The sequence below is a fragment of the Burkholderia sp. WAC0059 genome (assembly GCF_002870125.1).
Lineage (GTDB): Bacteria > Pseudomonadota > Gammaproteobacteria > Burkholderiales > Burkholderiaceae > Paraburkholderia.
This window is the reverse complement of record NZ_PNEO01000025.1, coordinates 37,480-55,602: the sequence shown is the minus strand read 5'-3', so window position 1 is coordinate 55,602 and position 18,123 is coordinate 37,480. Positions and strand designations below refer to the sequence as shown.

Genomic DNA, 18,123 nt, shown 5'->3' with positions numbered 1-18,123 from the left:
GCTCTGCGATCAGCTGCCGGACATCAGCACGCCGGCAATCGTCGACGCACCACCGACCAGCATTGAGCCGATAAAGATGTTCGCGATCTCGCCAAAGCGCGCGTGCTGGAACATCATCTTGAAGCCCGCCCACATCAGTGCGATCGTGCAGATCACGACGCCGAGGGCTGTGAGTCCCGTCGAGATGTCGCTCAGGATCGTGCTCGCCTGCGAGGTAATCTGCGCGCTGGCCGGGTCGGCCAGTAACAGTGACGACAGACAGGCAGCGACAACCTGCATGCCGGTCCCGATACGATGCGGAGGGTTTTTCATACCAATCTCACCTGGTTATCCTGAATTGCGTCGAAGTGATTCCCCGCCAGGATCCCGATCGATCCAGCGACTTCGCTTGCTGCCTGAAATGAAGGAGGAAACTAACCGGCGCTAACTGGAGGGAGGACCGGTGATATCGGGCTTCCCGTCGCGATCGCGCCAGGAGAGCCGGCATTTCGGGTAGGCACTGCACGACCACAGGCTGTAGGGCTTGCGGGTTTTCTTCGACGTGCCGGTCCGGTGCACAAGCCCGGCACCGCACGTACATTTGAACCGGCTGACGTCCGGTTCCGGTCGCGGCTGGCCGGGACGACCTTGGTCATCAGGCACGACCGTACTGCAGGCCGGATACGTCGAACAGCCCCAGAACGGTCCATGCTTGCCCACGACGCGACGCAATGGCTTACCGCAGGACGGGCACGGCAGATTGCCCGCGAGCACCGCCGCTTCGACGGCATCAGTGCGCTTCGCGAGTGCACGCACGAACGCCTCGACGGGCGTGCGGAAGCTTGCGGCGGAGATTTCGTTCCGCTCGATCGCACGCAACTGCGATTCCCACTCGCCGGTAAGCATCGGCGACAGCAGCGCTTCGCCCTGCAGCATAAAGAGCAGTTTCCTGAGTGAGATTCCACGCGCAGTCGGCACCAGCAGCTTTTTCTGGCGCTCCAGATAGCCGTCAGCGAGCAGGCCTTCGATGATGGCCGCGCGCGTCGCGGGGGTACCGAGCCCGCGTTCGGCCATCGCCTCGCGCAGCGCTTCGTCCTCGACCTCACGCCCGGCGTGCTCCATCGCGGACAGCAGCGTCGCCTCGGTATACCGGGCAGGTGCACGCGTCTTTTTCTCAACCACCGATACGCCGGCATTGCGGCCTGTCTCGCTCACCTTCAGCGCCGGCAGCGCAGCCAGCGCCTCAGCGGTGTCGGCCCTGCTCCCACTGTCAATCTCCGCCCGATAGACAGCAAGCCACCCCGGCTGCACCATGACCCGGCCGCGGGCGACGAAAACATCGTCCAGCAGTTCCACCGTGCGCGTGGTCACCGCAAACTCCGCATCCGGATAGAACGCGGCGAGCGTGCGGCGCACGACGAGGTCGTAGACTGTCCATTCGGCCTCCGAGAGGCCCGATGCGGATGCACCGGTCGGAACGATCGCGAAATGGTCGCTGATCTTCGCGTTATCGAAAATCCGCTTCACCGGCCGAATCCAGCCGCTGTCCAGGACGCGCCGGGCCTGTGGCGCATACGGACCGTCAGTCAGTGTGCCGATGATCTTCGTGATCGTTGGCACGTAGTCCTCGGGCAGCGCCTTCGCATCGGTGCGCGGATACGTCAGCACCTTGTGGTCCTGATAGAGGATCTGGGCCAGATCGAGCGTCTGTTTCGCCGACAGGCCGTAGAGCCGATTCGCCTCGCGCTGGAGGGTTGTCAGGTCGAACAGCGCCGGCGCGCTGCGTATCGATGGCTGCGTGTCGTCCGTGATCAGCTCGGGATCGCGTCCGGCACAGCGCGCCGCGATAGCACGGGCCGGCTGTACGCTCCAGATGCGCTCGCGCCGTTCTGCAGCACCTGCATCGGCAACACCCGGCTCGCTCCCAGCTGATACAGGAGACGCCCCGAGATCCGGGTCCTGCCAGCGCGCAACGAATTCACCAGCCTGCAACGCCACCGTCAGATGGACTCCGTGATAGATGCGCGGCTCGAACGTGCGGATTACGTCCTCGCGCGCGACCACCAGCATCAGGGCCGGCGTCTGCACGCGCCCCACGGGCGTCGTGACACCGGTCAGCCGGCGGCACAGGCGCGAACCGTTGATGCCGACGATCCAGTCCGCCTCGGCACGGGCACGGGCACGGGCCGCTGCCGCGAGCGGCTGCATCTGTTCGTCAGTGCGTAGCGCGGCAAAGCTGGCGCGGATCGCCTGCGGCGTCATCGACTGCAGCCACATGCGACGGACCGGCTTGTGGCTCTGCGCGAACTCAACGATCAGCCGGAAAATCAGTTCGCCTTCCCGGCCTGCATCGCAGGCATTGATCAGCGTGTCGATATCGCTGCGGCGCATCTGCCGGAGCACGGCTTTCAGGCGCTCCGATGCGGTCTCGCGCACGACGAGCGCAAACCGTTCCGGAATCACCGGCGTCAGATGCGCGATCGCTTCCGGCGAGGCAATTTCGACGAGGTGCCCGGCCGCGCTGGTCACCACCAGATCGTCGCGCTCGAACAGGTTTTTCTCCGTTTGCGAAAACTCGCCCAGGGCCGCCGCGATGTCGTTCGCGACCGAAGGTTTTTCGACAAGAATGAGCGCTTTCATCAGAACACCACCGCACTGTTGTCGGGCGTCGCAGCCGCGTCAGCCGCGTCAGCCGCGCGAGCCTGCCCGCTTCCGTTCGCGTCGTCTAGCGACGCTGCACTCGCGCGCCAGACAGGATATGTCGACCATGCTGCACGCGAGGCGGCCTCGCCAGACGGATGTGCCACCGGTATCACGGGAATGACTTCGCGCGCGTCAATGGCGGGAACATCGATCCGTTGATCACGCACCGAATCCTGCGCCACACTAAGCACAACACGCTGCACGTAGCCGGTGCGGTATCCGGTCTGGAAATTGCCGCTGGCGTAGCACGACAGGGCGTCGCGCAGCGCGACCTGCCCCGAATGTACCGGACGTCCGCGACGCACCGCCCCCCCATAGCAGTGCGCGAGGATGTCAGCACCGGCCGCGAGGTTGCGGCAGGCATCGAATGCCGCCGCCCCGGTCAGCCCATATCCGGCCAGGTGGCCGCGGTTCACCTGCGCGAGGCCCACGCTGTAGTTCCATCCTGCATGCTCCAGCACATGCGCCGTAGCAACCGCTTCGCCGAGCGTGCGCGGCTGGCGGACAAGATGGCCACCAACGACACCAATGGCATACGGGTTGCCACCGGATTCAGTACGCACGACAGCCTGCATCGTGACCGGATGAATGCCCGGAGCACACTGCGCCACGAGCATCGGAAGATCGGCTGGCATCATGACGTCGCCCTCATCAGTTCCGACTGGACGCGTCGTCCTGCGCCTGCATCCAGCGCGCGAACGCCTCGGTCGGGTCGTAGGCCACCTGATCCGGCACACCCGGCAGGTCGGGTGGACCATAGTATTCCGTGATGGTCGAACTGCCCTCGATACCGCCTGTTCCCCACCACACGCGCGTATAGAGCGTGCCGTCAATCATGACGTTGATCGCACCGGCGGCCCGGCACAGAGGCATGCTCTCTTCAAGACCGCCCCAGTACAGCAGGTCCTCGCGGCAATACCCGCTGCCCGCCCACGTGTTCGATGCGCCCGTTCCCGCACCAAGGTTCGCGAGCCACGCGGCCGGAATCGCATTGCGGACGTCAGGCGACAGGCTGACGAGCCCCGCGCTGAAATCGCAGGTCGGAAACGGATCGCCGTGGCGCAGGGCCGTCCAGAGTTTTTCGATGGGCGGCACGCACGCGCTGTACTGTTCCGGGCCGCCCGGATTGGCCAGGCACAGCAGCACCTGACAGCCCCAGTCATCGGCGTGTGCCAAGGTTGGCATAGCCGACAGCGTCATCGCCAGCGACAGGGTCACCAGCACGTTGCGCAAAAGTCGTCGGATCGCGTGGTTCATCGTCACACCTTCGAATCGGTCAGGGTCCAGTTGCGAAGCATGCCGAGCTCGACTTCCCGGTCGCCGCGCCCGTCTTCGTATCTGATGAAAGCCAGGCCCAGCGCTGTCGGCTTGCGGTCGAGGCACAGCATTACCGCACGGCCCTCGTGGTCAGCGAGCAGCAGCGGCTTGCGGATGCGGGTAGGATCGTGCAGCCTTGACGGCTTCGACGCGCGCTCGGTATCGGGGTTGTGGAAGGGCAACGAATGCGTGGAAGACACATCTGCTACCGATGCGATAACGGCATCCTCATGCGGCGGTGGAGAATCGTCCGGCAGACCGGATGCCAACGGCATGCCATCCCCGGGCGCGGCCCGGCGACTGGCCAAGAAGCCTGACGTATCTCCGTTGCCCGTATCATTCCCATGTCGCGCGACAGCCTGCAGACGGCTGATCATGCTGCGGGTGATTTCCTCATCGGCGTGTTCCGCCATGAACGCATCCACGGCTTCGGCATGCTGTCCGTGCAGCCGACAGAGATCGTAGACGCCGTGCACGCTACGAATCCGCCCCGCCTCGAATGCCGCGAGGATCAGTGCTGGCGCATCGAGCAACGACAGATGTGCCGTTACGTCCCGCGCACTGAGACCCAGCGCGTCGGCAACCGCGCCCAGCGAATCGCCTGCAACGCGGCGCTGCTTGATGAACTGCGCGACTTCCACCGGCTTCAGCTCTTCGCGCTGCAGGTTCACGACGACCTGCGTATACGGGTCGATCGTGTGATCGGGTTCGACAATAGCCCGGATCGTGGACATACCCGCGATAAGCGATGAGCGATAACGGCGGGCACCGTCGACCAGACGATATTTACCCCGCCGTTTCGGGTGCACTGTTACCGGCACTTCCACCTGCCCTTTCTGGCGGATGCGCGCGGCCATCGCATCGAGCGATGCCTGGGAAAACGTCTTGCGCGGCTGGGCCGGATCTTCCTCGATCTCGTCAATCGGCAGATCGAGTACGGCAATCACTGCAGGCGTGTGCGGCTCATCGAGCATGGACAGGTCAAGCGCCATGATCGACCTCCACTGCGGGCAGTTCCGCAGCCTCGGCCAGCGGCTCCGTCATCATCAGATAGGCAATTCGGTTGAGCGTCGGCGCCAGTTCGGTCCACGCCTCTCGCGCTGCGGTCTTGCTGCGCCCGAGTTCCGGCAATGCAACACCAAGCTCCTGCGCTTCCGCAATAGAAGAGCGTCGCAGGACACGCAGTGGATTGCCCCGTTCGTCCATCACGAGATAGCGGCCGAAACTCTCCAGCACTTCGATGAAATTGCGCTTCTGCAGCGCGGTCGCTTCGACCATGTTCGGCACGATGCCGAGGAACTGCAGCGACGGATTGAACTTCTCGCGGATACGCTCCACGCCGCGCGTGCCGCGCAGCGTCCTGACGATGCCTTCGATCGCCTCCTGGTTAAGCTGGATCGGACTGAGCACAAAGTCAGCCACGGTCAGCGCGAGCAGCACGCGCAAGTCATCCGACGGAGGGCAGTCGATCAGACAGACATCGAAGGCCGGCGCAATGTGCGCAAGGTTGGTCTTGAGGTTGGCATGGAAGCGGCCGAATTCGTCGGGCTGTTCGGGAATGCGGACCAGTTCAGGCGTGGCGCAGATCACGGCGAACGCGACAGCGGGCAACGTCACGGCCAGGGTGCCATTCATCAGCAGTGACGCAGCGGAAATCGCGAGCGCCACGGCCCTCTCAGCGCGCAGCAGCGCGGCACCCGCATTGCCCTGGCTGTCCAGGTCAATCACGAGCACCCGATGACCGCGGGCGCGCAGTACATGGGCTAGCTGGCAGGCCATCGCGGTCTTGCCTACGCCGCCTTTCTGCGTCCAGATCGTCAGTGTTTTCATACCGTCGTCGCTACGTCATGGCGCGGCACGATCCGCTGTAGCAGGAGACGGGAAAACAGCGCGAAAAGTCAGAGGGAAAACAAAAGCCCGTGTCATCAATGCTGATCACGGGCTTGACGGGTCTGGACTGATTCCGGCCAGAGTACAGGCGTCGGTCGCCTGGCTACATCGGACCCACCGCTGGGTGGAAACTCGGTCGGCGTGAGCCGGAACCGGAAATCAGGTTGTGAAAGCAAGTATAGAAGCGCAAATGCACGTGTCAAGAAACTCACCTGAAAACTATCCCGATCAGAAACCGGCATCGGCCAGCTGCCTGCGGATTTCGGCGATCATCGCGCGCCGCGCGGCGCCCAGTTCCAGGTCGTAGAACGTTGCGGGTGATCGCCGGATACGCAGACGACGACAGATGACCTCACGGTTCGCGCGCCAGACATAGACCATCTTGATCATGTCTCGATACGGCACGGCCAGGCGCCGCCAAGCTCTTGTGATCAACTCGTATTCACGCAGATCAGACGGACTCAACCCATCCGAACCTGCGCGCGAAATACGGCCCCATCGCAACAGCCGGCTCTCGACTGAGCCTGTGTGATCGCCACCGTACAGAGCATCCTTGAGCCCACGCATAAGCTTGCCCTCACCGAAACATGCAGGCGAGTGCCTCTACACCCCGTCAAGGACAGCCTGACTAAACGACACTACGTCCGATTTCTATATCGGCATGATGAGAAATTACGGGAGAGTCGATTCGAACCGCATCAATGCCTTTGTCCTAGAAAATTTCAACGGTTTACTGCTCATCGGGTTCTTCCCCTTGCCAGAGAATGCCGCCCTCCTTTTCAAGATAGGTTCTGAGTATTTCAAGATTCACTGTACCGGGATTACTGATGCGACCTTGTGCAAACTTTGTCAGCCACCAGTAAGACAGATTGGTCTCGTCACAGATTTTTCGCCAGTTACCCTTTCGTGCTAGGAGTGCCGTACGTATGGATGCAATGATCGACATGATTTCTCATTTTTATGCTAGATATTTCTTAAATCTAGCACTATGACGCTAGACTCACAAGCGACATATGAACGGGATGATTTTCACGGTAGACTAGCAATATCATGCTAGATATCCGGAAAGTCCTTCAGGAGAATCTCAAGGCGCTGCTTGCGACGCGCCCGGAGACGTCGCGCCTGAACCTTTCAAGGGAAATGAAGGTCGCGGATGGCACCCTTGGCTCGATCCAGTACGGCAAGGGAAACCCCACCATCGAGATACTGGAAACCATTGCGCTGTTCTTCGGGCTGGAAACGTGGCAGTTGCTCAGCCCAAACCTCGGACACACAACGACAGGCTCTGGCAGGAAACTACGGGGCGGACAGTATGTCCGCTGGCCGTTTCCCGGCATCACCCCAGCCGATTTCGATACGCTGCCCTGCGAAGACCGGGAAGAAATCGAACATTACGTCGCCTACAAGATAAAACGCCGCAAGGCAAATAGCGCCCGCAGGAAAAAATCCTGATATCGTCTTCGCGCACAGTGAGCCAATTCATCCCGTCGCGGTAAACATCACGGACAATTGAACCGCATTCCCTTGATTTCAAAGCAGGGCTAATAATTTCAATATAGGGTTGGCGCAAGAAATTCATTCCTGCGTTACCCAGTCCGTACTAATCCTCCATATATTTTCCTGCAGGACACCGAGTCCTGCGCAGATAGCCATTGCCTGGCGCTGATTTCAACGGTCAATGCTTCGCTGCCACAAGGCTACTCGCCGGGGCCGGCATGAAACCGATCCGGCTCAAGCCTGCGGACTACGCTTCCGACATCAGGTCGGCCTCCTGTTCGTAGGCTACGGTCCGGTCTACCCTTAGATGCAGTTCGGATTGCGGGTTTGCCTGCGCCGCACCCGCGATCTTCACGCACAGCGCGGCGGCGTCCGCCACCTGGTCGCCCCATAACACAGGATCGTCAACGCGGATCGACACATCCACCTGAGCGGGCGTCACGTCCTCCGGCTGGCTGCTCGCGTGTGGCAGGGCGATCCTGACCGCGTGATGCATGGTGACCAGCACCGTCACGAGGAGGAGGATCAGCAGCACCAGTATCACGTCGACTAGCGGGGTCATGTTGATGCTCATCACGTCATCGTCGGAGAACGGGCTTACTGCCATGTCGCCTCCACGCTATCCGTTGCGCTACGTTCAGCGCGATGACAAGCAGGCCGATATGGGTGGCCAGCACGAGCACGGCGGTCACCACCACACGGCGTCGGGACGGGTCGATGGCGCGCGCAAGCGCAGCTCTGGACACGGTGTTCATGGTGTTCAGATTCCTTCCTGTCCGGCTGATGTCTGCGGTATCCTAAGCGTTTTCCAACCAGCACCCAGGCCCGGTACTGCCAACAGGTCTCGGAGTTCAAGATCGAGATTCGCGAGTTCGGGTCTGATCTGGGCCGGCTACATTGCAAAGATTCTCGATTCGGAGGCGGCGAATCGGTTTTCTAGGATGATCCTGTGAATGTCTAGGGTCTTCCCTGGCACAGAGACACCTTTGGCAGGTGCCGATGACACTATGGCCACCGGGGATATTTCTTCGCTGGCGCCTAAGACGCGTGGTCAAGAAGAGAGTTTCGGAATAGCTGCGATCGTCTCGCCCTTCACGCTGTCTGCAACCGCTCGGGTGATGTCTTCGAACCCATAGAATTTCACCAGTGGATCGAACGGAAAACGGCCCTCTATATACAACTCAATCAAACTCGGGGGAAACCGTTGTGGATGGCAGGCCGAAGGGCGAGGTCGTAAGTTAGCCCTCGATCATTGCTTCAATCTGCGCTTCCCCGTCCAACCTGTAAGGGGCGCGCATTGGCAGGTTCGATTCGCCAGTATCGCTCTGCAGCAGTACCGGCTTGGCATGACTGAATGCGCGGAATCCATATTCGCCATGGTAATGGCCCATTCCTGATGCACCGACACCACCAAACGGCAGAGAAGCGAAGAATGCGTGAGTCATCGCGTCGTTCACCACCAGCGCCCCCGAGGTCGTTTCCCCCGCAATTTTCTCCCGGTGCTTCGTGTCGCCTCCGAAATAATAGATCGCGAGTGGTCGTTCCCGTGCATTGATGTATGCGACGGCTTGATCGAACGTCTCATACGTTACCATTGGTAGTACCGGTCCGAAAATCTCTTCCTGCGTCAGTCGCATCGTTGGCGTTGTGCCTACAACCAGCGTGGGCGCCATCTTGTGTATAACCGGATCAGTCAGGTCCTCGCCGTTCGGTGCCAGACTTACGATGCGCGCGCCTTTCTCCTTCGCATCCGCAACCAGTGCCATCTGCCGTTCGAAGCCACGCGAATTGAGCATTGCTGTGTAGTCTGGATTATCACGCATCGTTGGGTACATCTGCGCCACGACGCCTTTCGCGTGCTCGACGAACGCCTCGATCCTGTCCGCTTGGATTAGTACGTAATCCGGCGACAAGCAGATCTGCCCGGCATTAAACGTCTTGATCGTCAACACCCGCTCTGCCACCGTGCGCAAGTTTGCGTCATGATCGACAAGCACCGGAGACTTGCCGCCGAGCTCGAGCGTCACCGGTACAAGGTTATCCGACGCAGCACGCATAACGTGATGCGCTACCTGTGTGCTGCCGGTAAATACCAGGTGATCGAATGGTTGGCTGCTGAACATCGCGCCGGTGCTTGTCCCGCCCAACACCGTTGTGAGCTCGGTTGGCTCAAAGTAGCGCGAGATCAGCTCCGCGAGCAGTTCCGATGTTTGTGGCGTGAGTTCAGATGGCTTGAGCATCGCGCGGTTGCCTGCTGCGAAGACGTCTGCTAGTGGACCGAACGCCAGCACGATCGGGAAATTCCACGGGCTAATCACACCCACCACGCCCAGAGGCTGATGTTCGACCCACGCCATTGTCCCCGGCAGAGGTTCGATCACAGTCGGCTTCCTCATCCATTCATCGAGATGATCTCGGCTATGGCGCAACGCTTCGATGGGGGCAAAGATGTCCGCGAACAGAGTTTGCTGCCGGCTCCGGTTTCCGTAATCGGCTCGGATGGCGTCAATCAGCTCGTCGCGATGGTTACGCAGCAGATCGATGGCCCGATTGAGCCGATCCTTGCGAACATCGAGAGTCGGTGCTCCGGCATCGAGCTGGGCCTCTTTCATCCGTTGAATGTGATCTCCGACCTGCTCCGCAGTCGGATCCGATGGTAACCGGTATTGAAACATGCTCTGCTCCTTACGAAAGGTATCGTGCATATCGCAGTTAATCGGATATACACGATACTTATCGTAAGGACGTGCGCCTGTCTTTGCGCGCCACTCTGTGCAGGACTCTCACCAATACGTGCAGAGAGAGGCGATTATTGCGTGGTAAGGGGAAAGCAGCTTCCAGTAGATGTCAGTTTGCAAACCGCGCGTGATTTTGTCGAGGCAATGTGGGGTAGAGTCCCGGTTGGCTCCCGACGCTGGTTGAGTGCAATTCCCGTTTACGACAACCGGTGTGCCAGAACTCTTTGGATATTTGTCGACCACCGTCAGACACTTCAGTTGCGGTCCGTTCCCGCAGGCATCAAACACAAAGTCGCAGCTCCACACGGCGTTGGAACGCGCGCATTCCTTTGCTACCCCTGCTTTCGTAGCGGCCCGGAATGAATAAGTTGCAGAAAGAAAACCTAGCTGTTAAAAAAATGACGCCGATAAGCGCTTGGCGTGACTCCAAAATGGTGGCTAAAGACACGCGAGAAATGGGCGCTGTCGGGAAATCCCGCATCCAAAGCTATATCGGTCACGCTTCTATGCCAAAGCGTTGGATCTGACAATGCGCGACCGCTTGCCTCCAAGCGGTGCCCCAAGATCGCCTTGTGCGGAGTAGTAGTCCCGGATTCGAAAGCTTTGTATAGCGTACGACGCGAAACCCCCAGCCGTTCCGCCAGGCGTTCCACCGTAAAATCTGGATCACTCGATTGAGCTGCAATTTCGGCATCAATACGGGCACGTAACGCCGTTTCATTCGAGACCGAAACACCAATTGGCACGTTTGCAAGGCGCCCAAGACCTGAGCGGATTAATGTCACGATTGTACTGGCAGCGGCTGACTCCTCCAGAGCGTCGAACTCTTGCCCTGTGTCGAGATAGAGCATGATTGACTGCAAAGCCAGAGAGATATTTCCGCGAATAGGTAAAGAATGCATCGCTGAACTCTGCGACCATTGTCCAGCTGCTGTAAAAATTTTCGCAGGCATCGCGAGTGCAACACATTCGTAGGGTTCAACAGCATCAAGCTGGTAGGGTTGAGCAGGGTTGTAGACAGTCCACATTCCGGCATCTAGCAAGACCTCCATATTCGCACCCGACATTCGGCTTCTGCCCTTCGTCACGAACAATATCTTCAGATAGTCGAACTGCGTGCCATTGCCGAGCCGGGGTCGAGCTGTGATACCTCTAACCGACATCTGCGCTGAGCGTAGCACGGAAATTCGCCGGAACCGCGACAGAATCTGCGGAGATTCATCTTGCGGACTTGCTACCACCTGCAGCGATATTGGAATCAGTTCAGACGAAACATTTGATTCCCAGGCAAGCAGGTCCTGCGACGCCTCGCGTATATCGCTTCGGTTCTGCTCGCTGACAGTCGTCTTTGCAACAGGTTCTATATGTTTGGCAGACATATCAGTCAGCTCTCTCCACGAAGATCGGGGCGGAAGTGTGTCGTTCACTCGATGTCGGTCGACTTCGACAGTTCCTGCCACACTAGGGCGCTGCCTTGAAGGTCGTCAGCACGGGCCAGCAGTGTATCGAGGGCGTTTGTGCCTGCGCCCCATCGCACAGGGGGATTTTCAGACTCGACCAGCTTGACCACGGCCTTGCCGAACTTGACGGGATCGCCGTCCTGATTGTGATTGGCCTGAGCCAGCGCCTCGCGCCGGGTCTGGCTGGCCTGCGTGTAATCGTCAATGGAGACATCCCCGAACACGACCGAGCGTGGATCAAGAAAATCGGTGCGGAAGGGTCCCGGATGAACGCACGTCGCCCTGATACCGAATCGCGCCAGCTCAATGCTCAAAGATTCGGACCAGCCGGAGACCGCGAACTTCGTTGCGCAGTACATGGATGCACCGTCGAAGCCGATAATGCCGCAGATTGAGGAGATCGTGACCACATGGCCAGATCGCTGCTCACGCATGATGGGCAATACCGCCCGCGTCACATTGAACACGCCGAATACGTTGGTATCGAATTGCTTGCGCACGAGTTCAGACGAGACCTCTTCGAAGAAGCCCAGTTGCCCGAAACCGGCGTTGTTGACCAGGACGTCGATGCGCCCAAACCGGTCGACGGCCACTTTCACGGCGCTACTCACCGAAGCGTTGGACGTGACATCCAACGGCACCGCGGCCAGCCGGTCACCGTATCCGGTAAGAACTGCCGGGATCTGTTCGGGCTTGCGGGCCGTCGCAACCACGCTGTGGCCTGCTTCAAGTGCCGAGCGGGCGATTTCAAGGCCGAGTCCGCGATTCGCGCCAGTGATAAGCCAAGTCTTCATAACGATTCTCCGAAGTAGCAAAAGCTGCCGATAGCATGAATTGAAATGCTACGCGCGCCCACAGAGCCGACAAAGATATGATCCTTCCTATCCGCTGCCTAATTCTCTTGTTCTGAAAATGAATGGGCTGCGGACAGCCGCGCGGGCCAGTACACTCGCCATCATTTTTAGGGAATATCATCGCAGCCGGTGTCCGGCGAAAAAACCTCTGAATTGCCTAAAATTCTTGAATTCAGTAAAATTTCCAGTACCAATTCATAGTGAGGAATTGGCCATTTGGAAGACATCAGCCATGCCAGATTCACTTGGTCACAATTCGCGCCTACGACTGGCAGCCCGGATCCTGGAGCTGACCGCCGACACCGAAGTGCTGCCCACAGCGATTCCTAATGTCACTGTTTTCCGACGTCCCGGCCCTGTTGCTCCGCAGGCAGTCATCTACGAGCCGAGCCTTGCAATTATTGCCCAAGGTGGAAAGCGAACCATCGTCGGCAATGAGACATACATCCACGACGACACGCACTTCTTGCTGACCGCAATTGACCTTCCCACAATTGTCGAAGTCATTAATGCAACTGAGGAAATGCCATACCTGTCGATTCTGTTGAAGCTCGATCTGCGGGTCGTTCGCGAGTTGATTACGGAAATCGACATGCTTGACGTCGATCCGACCTCGCAATCCACTGGCACAGCGATCGGCCCTTCGACGGAAACTCTTTTCGAGGACGCAGTTCGACTGCTTGATCTGCTGGATGAATCCAAGGACATCCCAATCATGAGCAGGATAATTATGCGGGGTATGTTTTATAGGGTTCTGACCAGCCCCGCAGGCGCACGACTTCGGCAAATCGTCCATGCTGGCACCCAAAGTAACCGCATTGCCAAGGTTGTCAACTGGTTGCGAGAAAACTATCTGCAACCGCTTCGCATAGAAGACCTAGCCGCGATGGCGAACATGGGGGTGTCGACCTTGCACCATCATTTCCGGTTACTGACGGCCATGTCTCCATTGCAATACCAGAAACAATTACGCCTGCATGAAGCTCGGCGACTCATGCTCAATGACGGACTTGATACGAAGTCCGCAGCTGTTCGCGTCGGCTATGAGAGCACCACCCAATTCAACAGGGAATACCGGCGACAGTTTGGGGCTCCACCTATGACTGACATTCGGGCGTTGCGGAATGGAGACCCCAGCTGGACACTGGCCGTGATCAGGAACTAACAACGTTGGCCAATTTCATCGCCCACTCCAGCAGACACCAGATACCTCCACTCGCTCCTCCGGCGTACCGTTGACGGTCGCTCAGATGGAGGATTCCTGCGCCGTTTTCCATTTCAGGCTCGGCAGCCAATGGGCATCGGATTCGGGCCTGTTTCCTGCCCCCCGTTACTATCTTCACGCCCCAATAATTGGGGCTTTGGCCAGCCAGGCCCGGCATGATTCTCGCCCCCGGTCGCAGTCATGATCCGGGGGTGTTGTCACCGGGCCCGGTGGGTGGCTGGTGATGGCTAATAGGGGTTTGGCCGGGATATCCCGACGCCGTCCGTAACGTAGATGCCGAGACTTGCCACCGTTGTTGCAGGCTAATCCGTTCACTCTGCTCATACTTCGATGCAAAACACTCAACAACATGGCGGCGTCGATGTCTTCATCGGCGTCGATGTCGGTAAAGGCCAGCATCACGCCGTCGCGCTCGATCGGAACGGCAAGCGCCTGTACAACAAGGCGTTACCCAACGACGAGGCCAAGCTCCGCGCCCTCATGGCCGAACTCAAGACTCACGACCGACTCCTGTTCGTCGTCGATCAGCCTTCCACCATCGGCGCGCTTCCCGTGGCCGTTGCCCGCGATGAAGGCGTACTCGTCGCCTATCTGCCGGGACTGGCCATGCGCCGCATCGCTGATCTGCACGCCGGCGAAGCCAAGACCGATGCCCGCGATGCCGCGATCATTGCCGAAGCCGCTCGCTCGATGCCGCACACACTGCGCTCGCTTCGGTTGGCCGATGAGCAGCTCGCCGAACTCACCATGCTGTACGGCTTCGACGACGATCTCGCCGACCAGATCACTCAAACCAGCAATCGCATTCGGCATGCTCACCCAGATCCATCCCGCTCTCGAACGCGTTCTGGGACCGCGCCTCGACCATCCGGCGGTGCTCGATCTGCTGGAGCGCTACCCGTCTCCCGCCACGCTTGCCGCCACCAGCGAGAAGACGCTCGCCAATCGCCTGACCAAGCTCGCTCCTCGCATGGGCAAGGGCTTGGCGGCCGAGATCGTTCAGGCACTGAGCGAACAAGCCGTGACCGGCACGCAAGCTGCCACCATCGTCATGCCTCGCCTGGCCCAGCAGCTTGCGGCCTTGCGTAAGCAACGCGACGAGATCGCCGCCGAAGTTGAGCGACTGGTGCTTGCTCACCCTCTTTGGCCTGTCTTGACCAGCGTGCCGGGAGTCGGCGTCAGGACCGCAGCCAGACTCCTGACCGAAGTTGCACACAAAGCCTTCGCCTCCGCCGCGCATCTGGCGGCCTACGCGGGCTTGGCGCCCGTAACCCGGCGCTCAGGTTCGTCGATCCGCAGCGAGCGCCCATCCAGGCGAGACAACAAAGTGCTCAAGCGCGCCTTGTTCCTCTCCGCCTTCGCGGCATTGCGAGATCCTGTCTCGCGGGCTTACTACGCGCGCAAGATCCAGCAGGGCAAGCGCCACAACCAGGCGCTCATCGGGCTGGCATGGCGACGCTGACGTCCTGTTCGCCATGCTGCGCGACGGCACCATTTACCAACCCAGGTCAGCCCCTAACGCTTGACGAAGGATATAGGGCCCCCCGCGGGGAATGGAAACACTGTTGGCATCAAGACTCGCTCGTTCCCAATCAATCTGGTCATGCTCACTCAACCGGCGAAGCATCGCCAGATGCAGTTGCTCCCACACGCCTTCGGCCTGCCAGCCCTCCCGTCACGCCCGATTTCTCAGCAGATCCAGCGCCACGTCCACGATCATGTCCTCCTGACCACCCACCATTTTCCTGCGCCCCAACTCGACGAGAATGTTCACCGTTTTCAAGCCGTGCTTGCTCGCCGCAACTTCCGAGTGCCGTAGGAAGCTCGAATACACGCCGGCATAACCGAGCGCGAGCGTCTCGCGATCGACCCGCACCGGCCGGTCCTGCAACGGCCGCACGACGTCGTCGGCGGCGTCCATCAATGCGTAAAGGTCGGTCCCATGATTCCAGCCGAGTCGTTCCGCTGCTGCGACGAACACCTCGAGCGGGGCGTTGCCCGCCCCCGCGCCCATGCCGGCGAGGCTCGCGTCCACCCGATCGCACCCCTCCTCGACCGCAACGATGGAATTCGCGACGCCGAGGCTCAGGTTGTGGTGCGCGTGAATGCCGGTCTGCGTCACCGGGTCGAGCACCGCCTTCAGTGCCCGGAAGCGATCGCGGATGTCACCCATGGTCATCGCGCCGCCGGAATCGACGACGTAGACGCACGTCGCGCCATAGCGCTCCATCTTTTTCGCCTCGACGGCCAGGGTCTCCGGCGTGGTCATATGGCTCATCATCAGAAAGCCGACCGTGTCCATGCCGAGCGAGCGCGCATATTCGATATGCTGCTTCGAAATGTCGGCCTCGGTGCAGTGCGTCGCGACGCGAACGACACGCGCGCCCGCGTCGTAAGCGGCCTTCAGATCGTGAGTCGTGCCGATGCCTGGCAAGAGCAGCGTGGCAATCTTCGCCCGCCCGACCACATCGGCCACCGCCGCGATCCATTCAAGATCCGTGTGCGCGCCAAAACCGTAGTTGAACGATGATCCTCGCAGGCCATCGCCATGAGCAACCTCAATGCTGTCCACGCCGGCGGCATCCAGCGCCCGAGCGATGCACCGGGCGTCCGCCACGCTGTATTGATGCCGGATGGCATGCATGCCGTCACGCAGCGTCACATCCGAAACGTAGATCTTCTTGCTCTTGTCGTACATGATCAATTGACTCCTTAAGCCACGACCGGCTGGCGTGCCGCCATGCGCTCGGCGGTCGCGAGAGCCGCGCTGGTCATGATGTCCAGGTTCCCGGCGTAGCTCGGCAGGTAGTGCCCCGCGCCCTCGACCTCGAGGAAAATCGACACCTTCAGGCGCGGTGCCCGCGCGACATCCGGTTCCTGCGGCATGCGTCCGTCGAACTCGTCGAACTGCACGGCCTGCTTGAGGCGATACCCGGGCACATACGCGCGAACCGAGGCCACCATCTGCTCGACCGAATCGACGATCGCGGTCCGGTCGGCATCTCCCGGAACCAGGCAATACACCGTGTCGCGCATGATCAGCGGCGGCTCCGCCGGGTTGAGGACGATGATCGCCTTGCCGGCCTTCGCGCCGCCCACCCGCACGATCGCGTTCGACGTGGTCTCGGTGAACTCGTCGATATTGGCCCGCGTACCCGGGCCGGCGGAGCGGCTCGAGATCGACGCGACGATCTCGGCGTATTCGACCGGCGCGACGCGCGACACCGCGGCGACCATCGGAATCGTCGCCTGCCCGCCGCAGGTCACCATATTCACGTTCGGCGAGTCGAGATGCTGATCGATGTTGACGGCGGGGACGACAAACGGGCCGATCGCCGCCGGCGTCAGATCGATCACCCGCACGCCGTACGGCCGCAGCAACTGTTCGTGCCGTGCGTGCGCGCCCGCGCTCGTCGCGTCGAACACATAGCGGATGGAGTCGAAATCGGGATGCGCGAGCAGTCCGTCGATCCCGCTAGCCACGGTCGTTACCCCCATGCGTTCGGCCCGCTTCAGGCCGTCCGATTCGGGATCGATGCCGACGAACGCGCCCATTTTCAGGTGCTTTCCGTGGCGCAGGATTTTCACCATCAGATCGGTGCCGATATTTCCGGATCCGATGATCGCGACCGCGTGCTTTTCGCCCATGGCGTTCATGAAAGGTACCTCGTCAGGAAAAGATCGCCCGTACTGGGGCAAAACCGTCGATATGCGCCGTATAGGTACGATCGGCCTGTACCGCGACCATCGGGCCAAGCGCGCCGGTGAGAATCACGTCGCCGGCGCGCATCGGGGTGCCGACCTGGACCATCGTGTCGGCGAGCCAGCGGGCCGCATTCAGCGGGTTGCCCAGACACGCGGCGCCCGCTCCCCGCGATACCGTCTCGTCGCCGCAGGTCATGCGCATCGACAGACCCGCCAGGTCGAGTTTCGCGAGCGGAACGGGCTGTGTGCCGAGCACGAACAGGCCCGACGATGCATTGTCCGCGACCGTGTCCACGAAGCGAATGTTCCAGCCGGCGATGCGACTCGCCACCACTTCGATCGCCGCCAACGCATAGGCCGTTGCGCCAATCAGGTCGGCCACGGTATGCCGCTCATGGTCGAGATCCTTCTCCAGCACGAGGGCGATCTCAGCCTCGGCCTTTGGCTGCAGCAGGCGGCTCGTGTCGATCGGCTCGCCGTCCACGACGGCCATGTCGTCGAGCAGCGTGCCGAAGTCCGGGCGATCGACGCCGAGCTGCTGTTGAACGGCCGGCGACGTCAGGCCGATCTTGCGACCGACGATCCGTCGGCCGCGCTGCACCTGGCGCTGGACGTTGATCTGCTGAACCGCATAGGCGAGTGCCGCCTGCGCGCTTTCGTCCCGACCTTCGAAGCGGTCCCGCACCGGGATACAGGGTTCGTTGCGTTGCTGCGCATTCCACAGCAATTCCGCGATGTCGTTTTCCACGTTCATG

18 protein-coding genes and 2 pseudogenes are annotated in these 18,123 nt (G+C 60.5%); 3 read left to right on the top strand and 17 right to left on the bottom strand.

Annotated features, from left to right (window positions below; genetic code table 11):
* Positions 1 to 9 precede the first annotated feature (9 nt).
* The 8 genes from CY652_RS21350 to CY652_RS24245 all read right to left on the bottom strand — a co-directional run bounded on the left by CY652_RS21350 (position 10) and on the right by CY652_RS24245 (position 6,835).
* Positions 10 to 312: a TrbC/VirB2 family protein gene (locus tag CY652_RS21350; protein WP_102132714.1), complete on the bottom strand. Its 303-nt coding sequence runs from the start codon at positions 310 to 312 to the stop codon at positions 10 to 12.
* A 111-nt stretch (positions 313 to 423) separates the two neighbouring features.
* On the bottom strand, positions 424 to 2,619 hold the full coding sequence (locus tag CY652_RS21345; RefSeq protein ID WP_102132713.1) for a DNA topoisomerase: 2,196 nt from the start codon (positions 2,617 to 2,619) through the stop codon (positions 424 to 426).
* The gene (locus CY652_RS21340; protein ID WP_102132712.1) at positions 2,619 to 3,320 is read right to left on the bottom strand and encodes a lytic transglycosylase domain-containing protein; all 702 of its coding nucleotides are present in this window, start codon (positions 3,318 to 3,320) and stop codon (positions 2,619 to 2,621) included. Before CY652_RS21340 ends, CY652_RS21345 begins: the two co-directional genes overlap by 1 nt.
* Before the next feature lie 13 nt (positions 3,321 to 3,333).
* On the bottom strand, positions 3,334 to 3,939 hold the full coding sequence (locus tag CY652_RS21335) for a hypothetical protein (RefSeq protein WP_102132711.1): 606 nt from the start codon (positions 3,937 to 3,939) through the stop codon (positions 3,334 to 3,336).
* A gap of 2 nt (positions 3,940 to 3,941) precedes the next feature.
* Positions 3,942 to 4,991, bottom strand: coding sequence for a ParB/RepB/Spo0J family partition protein (locus CY652_RS21330; protein WP_102132710.1), 1,050 nt, complete (start codon positions 4,989 to 4,991; stop codon positions 3,942 to 3,944).
* Entirely contained in the window at positions 4,981 to 5,829 is an 849-nt protein-coding gene (locus tag CY652_RS21325) for a ParA family protein (protein WP_102132709.1), read from the bottom strand. Before CY652_RS21325 ends, CY652_RS21330 begins: the two co-directional genes overlap by 11 nt.
* 288 nt (positions 5,830 to 6,117) lie before the next feature.
* A complete protein-coding gene (locus CY652_RS24960; protein WP_258002399.1) occupies positions 6,118 to 6,279 on the bottom strand; it encodes a hypothetical protein in 162 nt (53 codons plus the stop codon).
* A gap of 340 nt (positions 6,280 to 6,619) precedes the next feature.
* On the bottom strand, positions 6,620 to 6,835 hold the full coding sequence (locus CY652_RS24245) for a hypothetical protein (RefSeq protein ID WP_146010176.1): 216 nt from the start codon (positions 6,833 to 6,835) through the stop codon (positions 6,620 to 6,622).
* 104 nt (positions 6,836 to 6,939) lie between these two features.
* Between CY652_RS24245 and CY652_RS21315 the strand changes: the two genes are divergently transcribed.
* Positions 6,940 to 7,341 (top strand): hypothetical protein, encoded by a 402-nt coding sequence (locus CY652_RS21315; RefSeq protein WP_102132707.1) that lies wholly within the window; start codon positions 6,940 to 6,942, stop codon positions 7,339 to 7,341.
* 292 nt (positions 7,342 to 7,633) lie between these two features.
* On the opposite strand, the gene CY652_RS21310 is transcribed toward CY652_RS21315, so the two are convergent.
* The 5 genes from CY652_RS21310 to CY652_RS21290 all read right to left on the bottom strand — a co-directional run bounded on the left by CY652_RS21310 (position 7,634) and on the right by CY652_RS21290 (position 12,378).
* Complete coding sequence (locus CY652_RS21310) at positions 7,634 to 7,993, bottom strand: ExbD/TolR family protein (protein ID WP_102132706.1); 360 nt, start codon at positions 7,991 to 7,993, stop codon at positions 7,634 to 7,636.
* The gene (locus tag CY652_RS24600) at positions 7,965 to 8,141 is read right to left on the bottom strand and encodes a hypothetical protein (protein ID WP_180970714.1); all 177 of its coding nucleotides are present in this window, start codon (positions 8,139 to 8,141) and stop codon (positions 7,965 to 7,967) included. Before CY652_RS24600 ends, CY652_RS21310 begins: the two co-directional genes overlap by 29 nt.
* A gap of 483 nt (positions 8,142 to 8,624) precedes the next feature.
* On the bottom strand, positions 8,625 to 10,061 hold the full coding sequence (locus tag CY652_RS21305) for a coniferyl aldehyde dehydrogenase (RefSeq protein WP_219723797.1): 1,437 nt from the start codon (positions 10,059 to 10,061) through the stop codon (positions 8,625 to 8,627).
* A 446-nt stretch (positions 10,062 to 10,507) separates the two neighbouring features.
* Complete coding sequence (locus tag CY652_RS21295; RefSeq protein WP_102132703.1) at positions 10,508 to 11,503, bottom strand: AraC family transcriptional regulator; 996 nt, start codon at positions 11,501 to 11,503, stop codon at positions 10,508 to 10,510.
* Positions 11,504 to 11,547: 44 nt separating this feature from the next.
* Positions 11,548 to 12,378 (bottom strand): oxidoreductase, encoded by an 831-nt coding sequence (locus tag CY652_RS21290; RefSeq protein WP_102132702.1) that lies wholly within the window; start codon positions 12,376 to 12,378, stop codon positions 11,548 to 11,550.
* A gap of 292 nt (positions 12,379 to 12,670) precedes the next feature.
* On the opposite strand from CY652_RS21290, the gene CY652_RS21285 reads away from it, so the two are divergent.
* Positions 12,671 to 13,603, top strand: a complete 933-nt coding sequence (locus tag CY652_RS21285) for an AraC family transcriptional regulator (RefSeq protein ID WP_102132701.1) — start codon at positions 12,671 to 12,673, stop codon at positions 13,601 to 13,603.
* Positions 13,604 to 13,993: 390 nt separating this feature from the next.
* Positions 13,994 to 15,189 (top strand): annotated as a pseudogene (locus tag CY652_RS21280) (IS110 family transposase).
* A 14-nt stretch (positions 15,190 to 15,203) separates the two neighbouring features.
* Here the strand turns inward: CY652_RS21280 and CY652_RS24955 are convergent.
* From CY652_RS24955 to CY652_RS21265, 4 genes and pseudogenes are all read right to left on the bottom strand, one after another.
* Positions 15,204 to 15,329 (bottom strand): annotated as a pseudogene (locus CY652_RS24955) (IS5/IS1182 family transposase); the annotation flags it as partial.
* A gap of 9 nt (positions 15,330 to 15,338) precedes the next feature.
* Entirely contained in the window at positions 15,339 to 16,361 is a 1,023-nt protein-coding gene (gene dmpG / locus CY652_RS21275; RefSeq protein WP_102132700.1) for a 4-hydroxy-2-oxovalerate aldolase, read from the bottom strand.
* Between the two features lie 14 nt (positions 16,362 to 16,375).
* Positions 16,376 to 17,320 carry an acetaldehyde dehydrogenase (acetylating) gene (locus CY652_RS21270; protein WP_102132699.1) on the bottom strand — a complete coding sequence of 315 codons (945 nt, stop codon included), beginning with the start codon at positions 17,318 to 17,320 and terminating at the stop codon, positions 16,376 to 16,378.
* Between the two features lie 13 nt (positions 17,321 to 17,333).
* A complete protein-coding gene (locus CY652_RS21265) occupies positions 17,334 to 18,122 on the bottom strand; it encodes a 2-keto-4-pentenoate hydratase (RefSeq protein WP_102132698.1) in 789 nt (262 codons plus the stop codon).
* Between the last annotated feature and the right edge of the window lies 1 nt (position 18,123).

Excerpts from the sequence above, each read along its gene's own strand:
- CY652_RS24245 (WP_146010176.1), bottom strand. The coding sequence starts at position 6,835 with ATGTCGATCATTGCATCCATACGTACGGCACTCCTAGCACGAAAGGGT.
- CY652_RS21325 (WP_102132709.1), bottom strand. The coding sequence starts at position 5,829 with ATGAAAACACTGACGATCTGGACGCAGAAAGGCGGCGTAGGCAAGACC.
- CY652_RS24600 (WP_180970714.1), bottom strand. The coding sequence starts at position 8,141 with ATGAACACCGTGTCCAGAGCTGCGCTTGCGCGCGCCATCGACCCGTCC.
- CY652_RS21345 (WP_102132713.1), bottom strand. The coding sequence starts at position 2,619 with ATGAAAGCGCTCATTCTTGTCGAAAAACCTTCGGTCGCGAACGACATC.
- CY652_RS21350 (WP_102132714.1), bottom strand. The coding sequence starts at position 312 with ATGAAAAACCCTCCGCATCGTATCGGGACCGGCATGCAGGTTGTCGCT.
- dmpG (WP_102132700.1), bottom strand. The coding sequence starts at position 16,361 with ATGTACGACAAGAGCAAGAAGATCTACGTTTCGGATGTGACGCTGCGT.
- CY652_RS21295 (WP_102132703.1), bottom strand. The coding sequence starts at position 11,503 with ATGTCTGCCAAACATATAGAACCTGTTGCAAAGACGACTGTCAGCGAG.
- CY652_RS24960 (WP_258002399.1), bottom strand. The coding sequence starts at position 6,279 with ATGATCAAGATGGTCTATGTCTGGCGCGCGAACCGTGAGGTCATCTGT.
- CY652_RS21265 (WP_102132698.1), bottom strand. The coding sequence starts at position 18,122 with ATGAACGTGGAAAACGACATCGCGGAATTGCTGTGGAATGCGCAGCAA.
- CY652_RS21315 (WP_102132707.1), top strand. The coding sequence starts at position 6,940 with ATGCTAGATATCCGGAAAGTCCTTCAGGAGAATCTCAAGGCGCTGCTT.
- CY652_RS21290 (WP_102132702.1), bottom strand. The coding sequence starts at position 12,378 with ATGAAGACTTGGCTTATCACTGGCGCGAATCGCGGACTCGGCCTTGAA.
- CY652_RS21335 (WP_102132711.1), bottom strand. The coding sequence starts at position 3,939 with ATGAACCACGCGATCCGACGACTTTTGCGCAACGTGCTGGTGACCCTG.
- CY652_RS21340 (WP_102132712.1), bottom strand. The coding sequence starts at position 3,320 with ATGATGCCAGCCGATCTTCCGATGCTCGTGGCGCAGTGTGCTCCGGGC.
- CY652_RS21310 (WP_102132706.1), bottom strand. The coding sequence starts at position 7,993 with ATGGCAGTAAGCCCGTTCTCCGACGATGACGTGATGAGCATCAACATG.
- CY652_RS21270 (WP_102132699.1), bottom strand. The coding sequence starts at position 17,320 with ATGAACGCCATGGGCGAAAAGCACGCGGTCGCGATCATCGGATCCGGA.
- CY652_RS21285 (WP_102132701.1), top strand. The coding sequence starts at position 12,671 with ATGCCAGATTCACTTGGTCACAATTCGCGCCTACGACTGGCAGCCCGG.
- CY652_RS21330 (WP_102132710.1), bottom strand. The coding sequence starts at position 4,991 with ATGGCGCTTGACCTGTCCATGCTCGATGAGCCGCACACGCCTGCAGTG.
- CY652_RS21305 (WP_219723797.1), bottom strand. The coding sequence starts at position 10,061 with ATGTTTCAATACCGGTTACCATCGGATCCGACTGCGGAGCAGGTCGGA.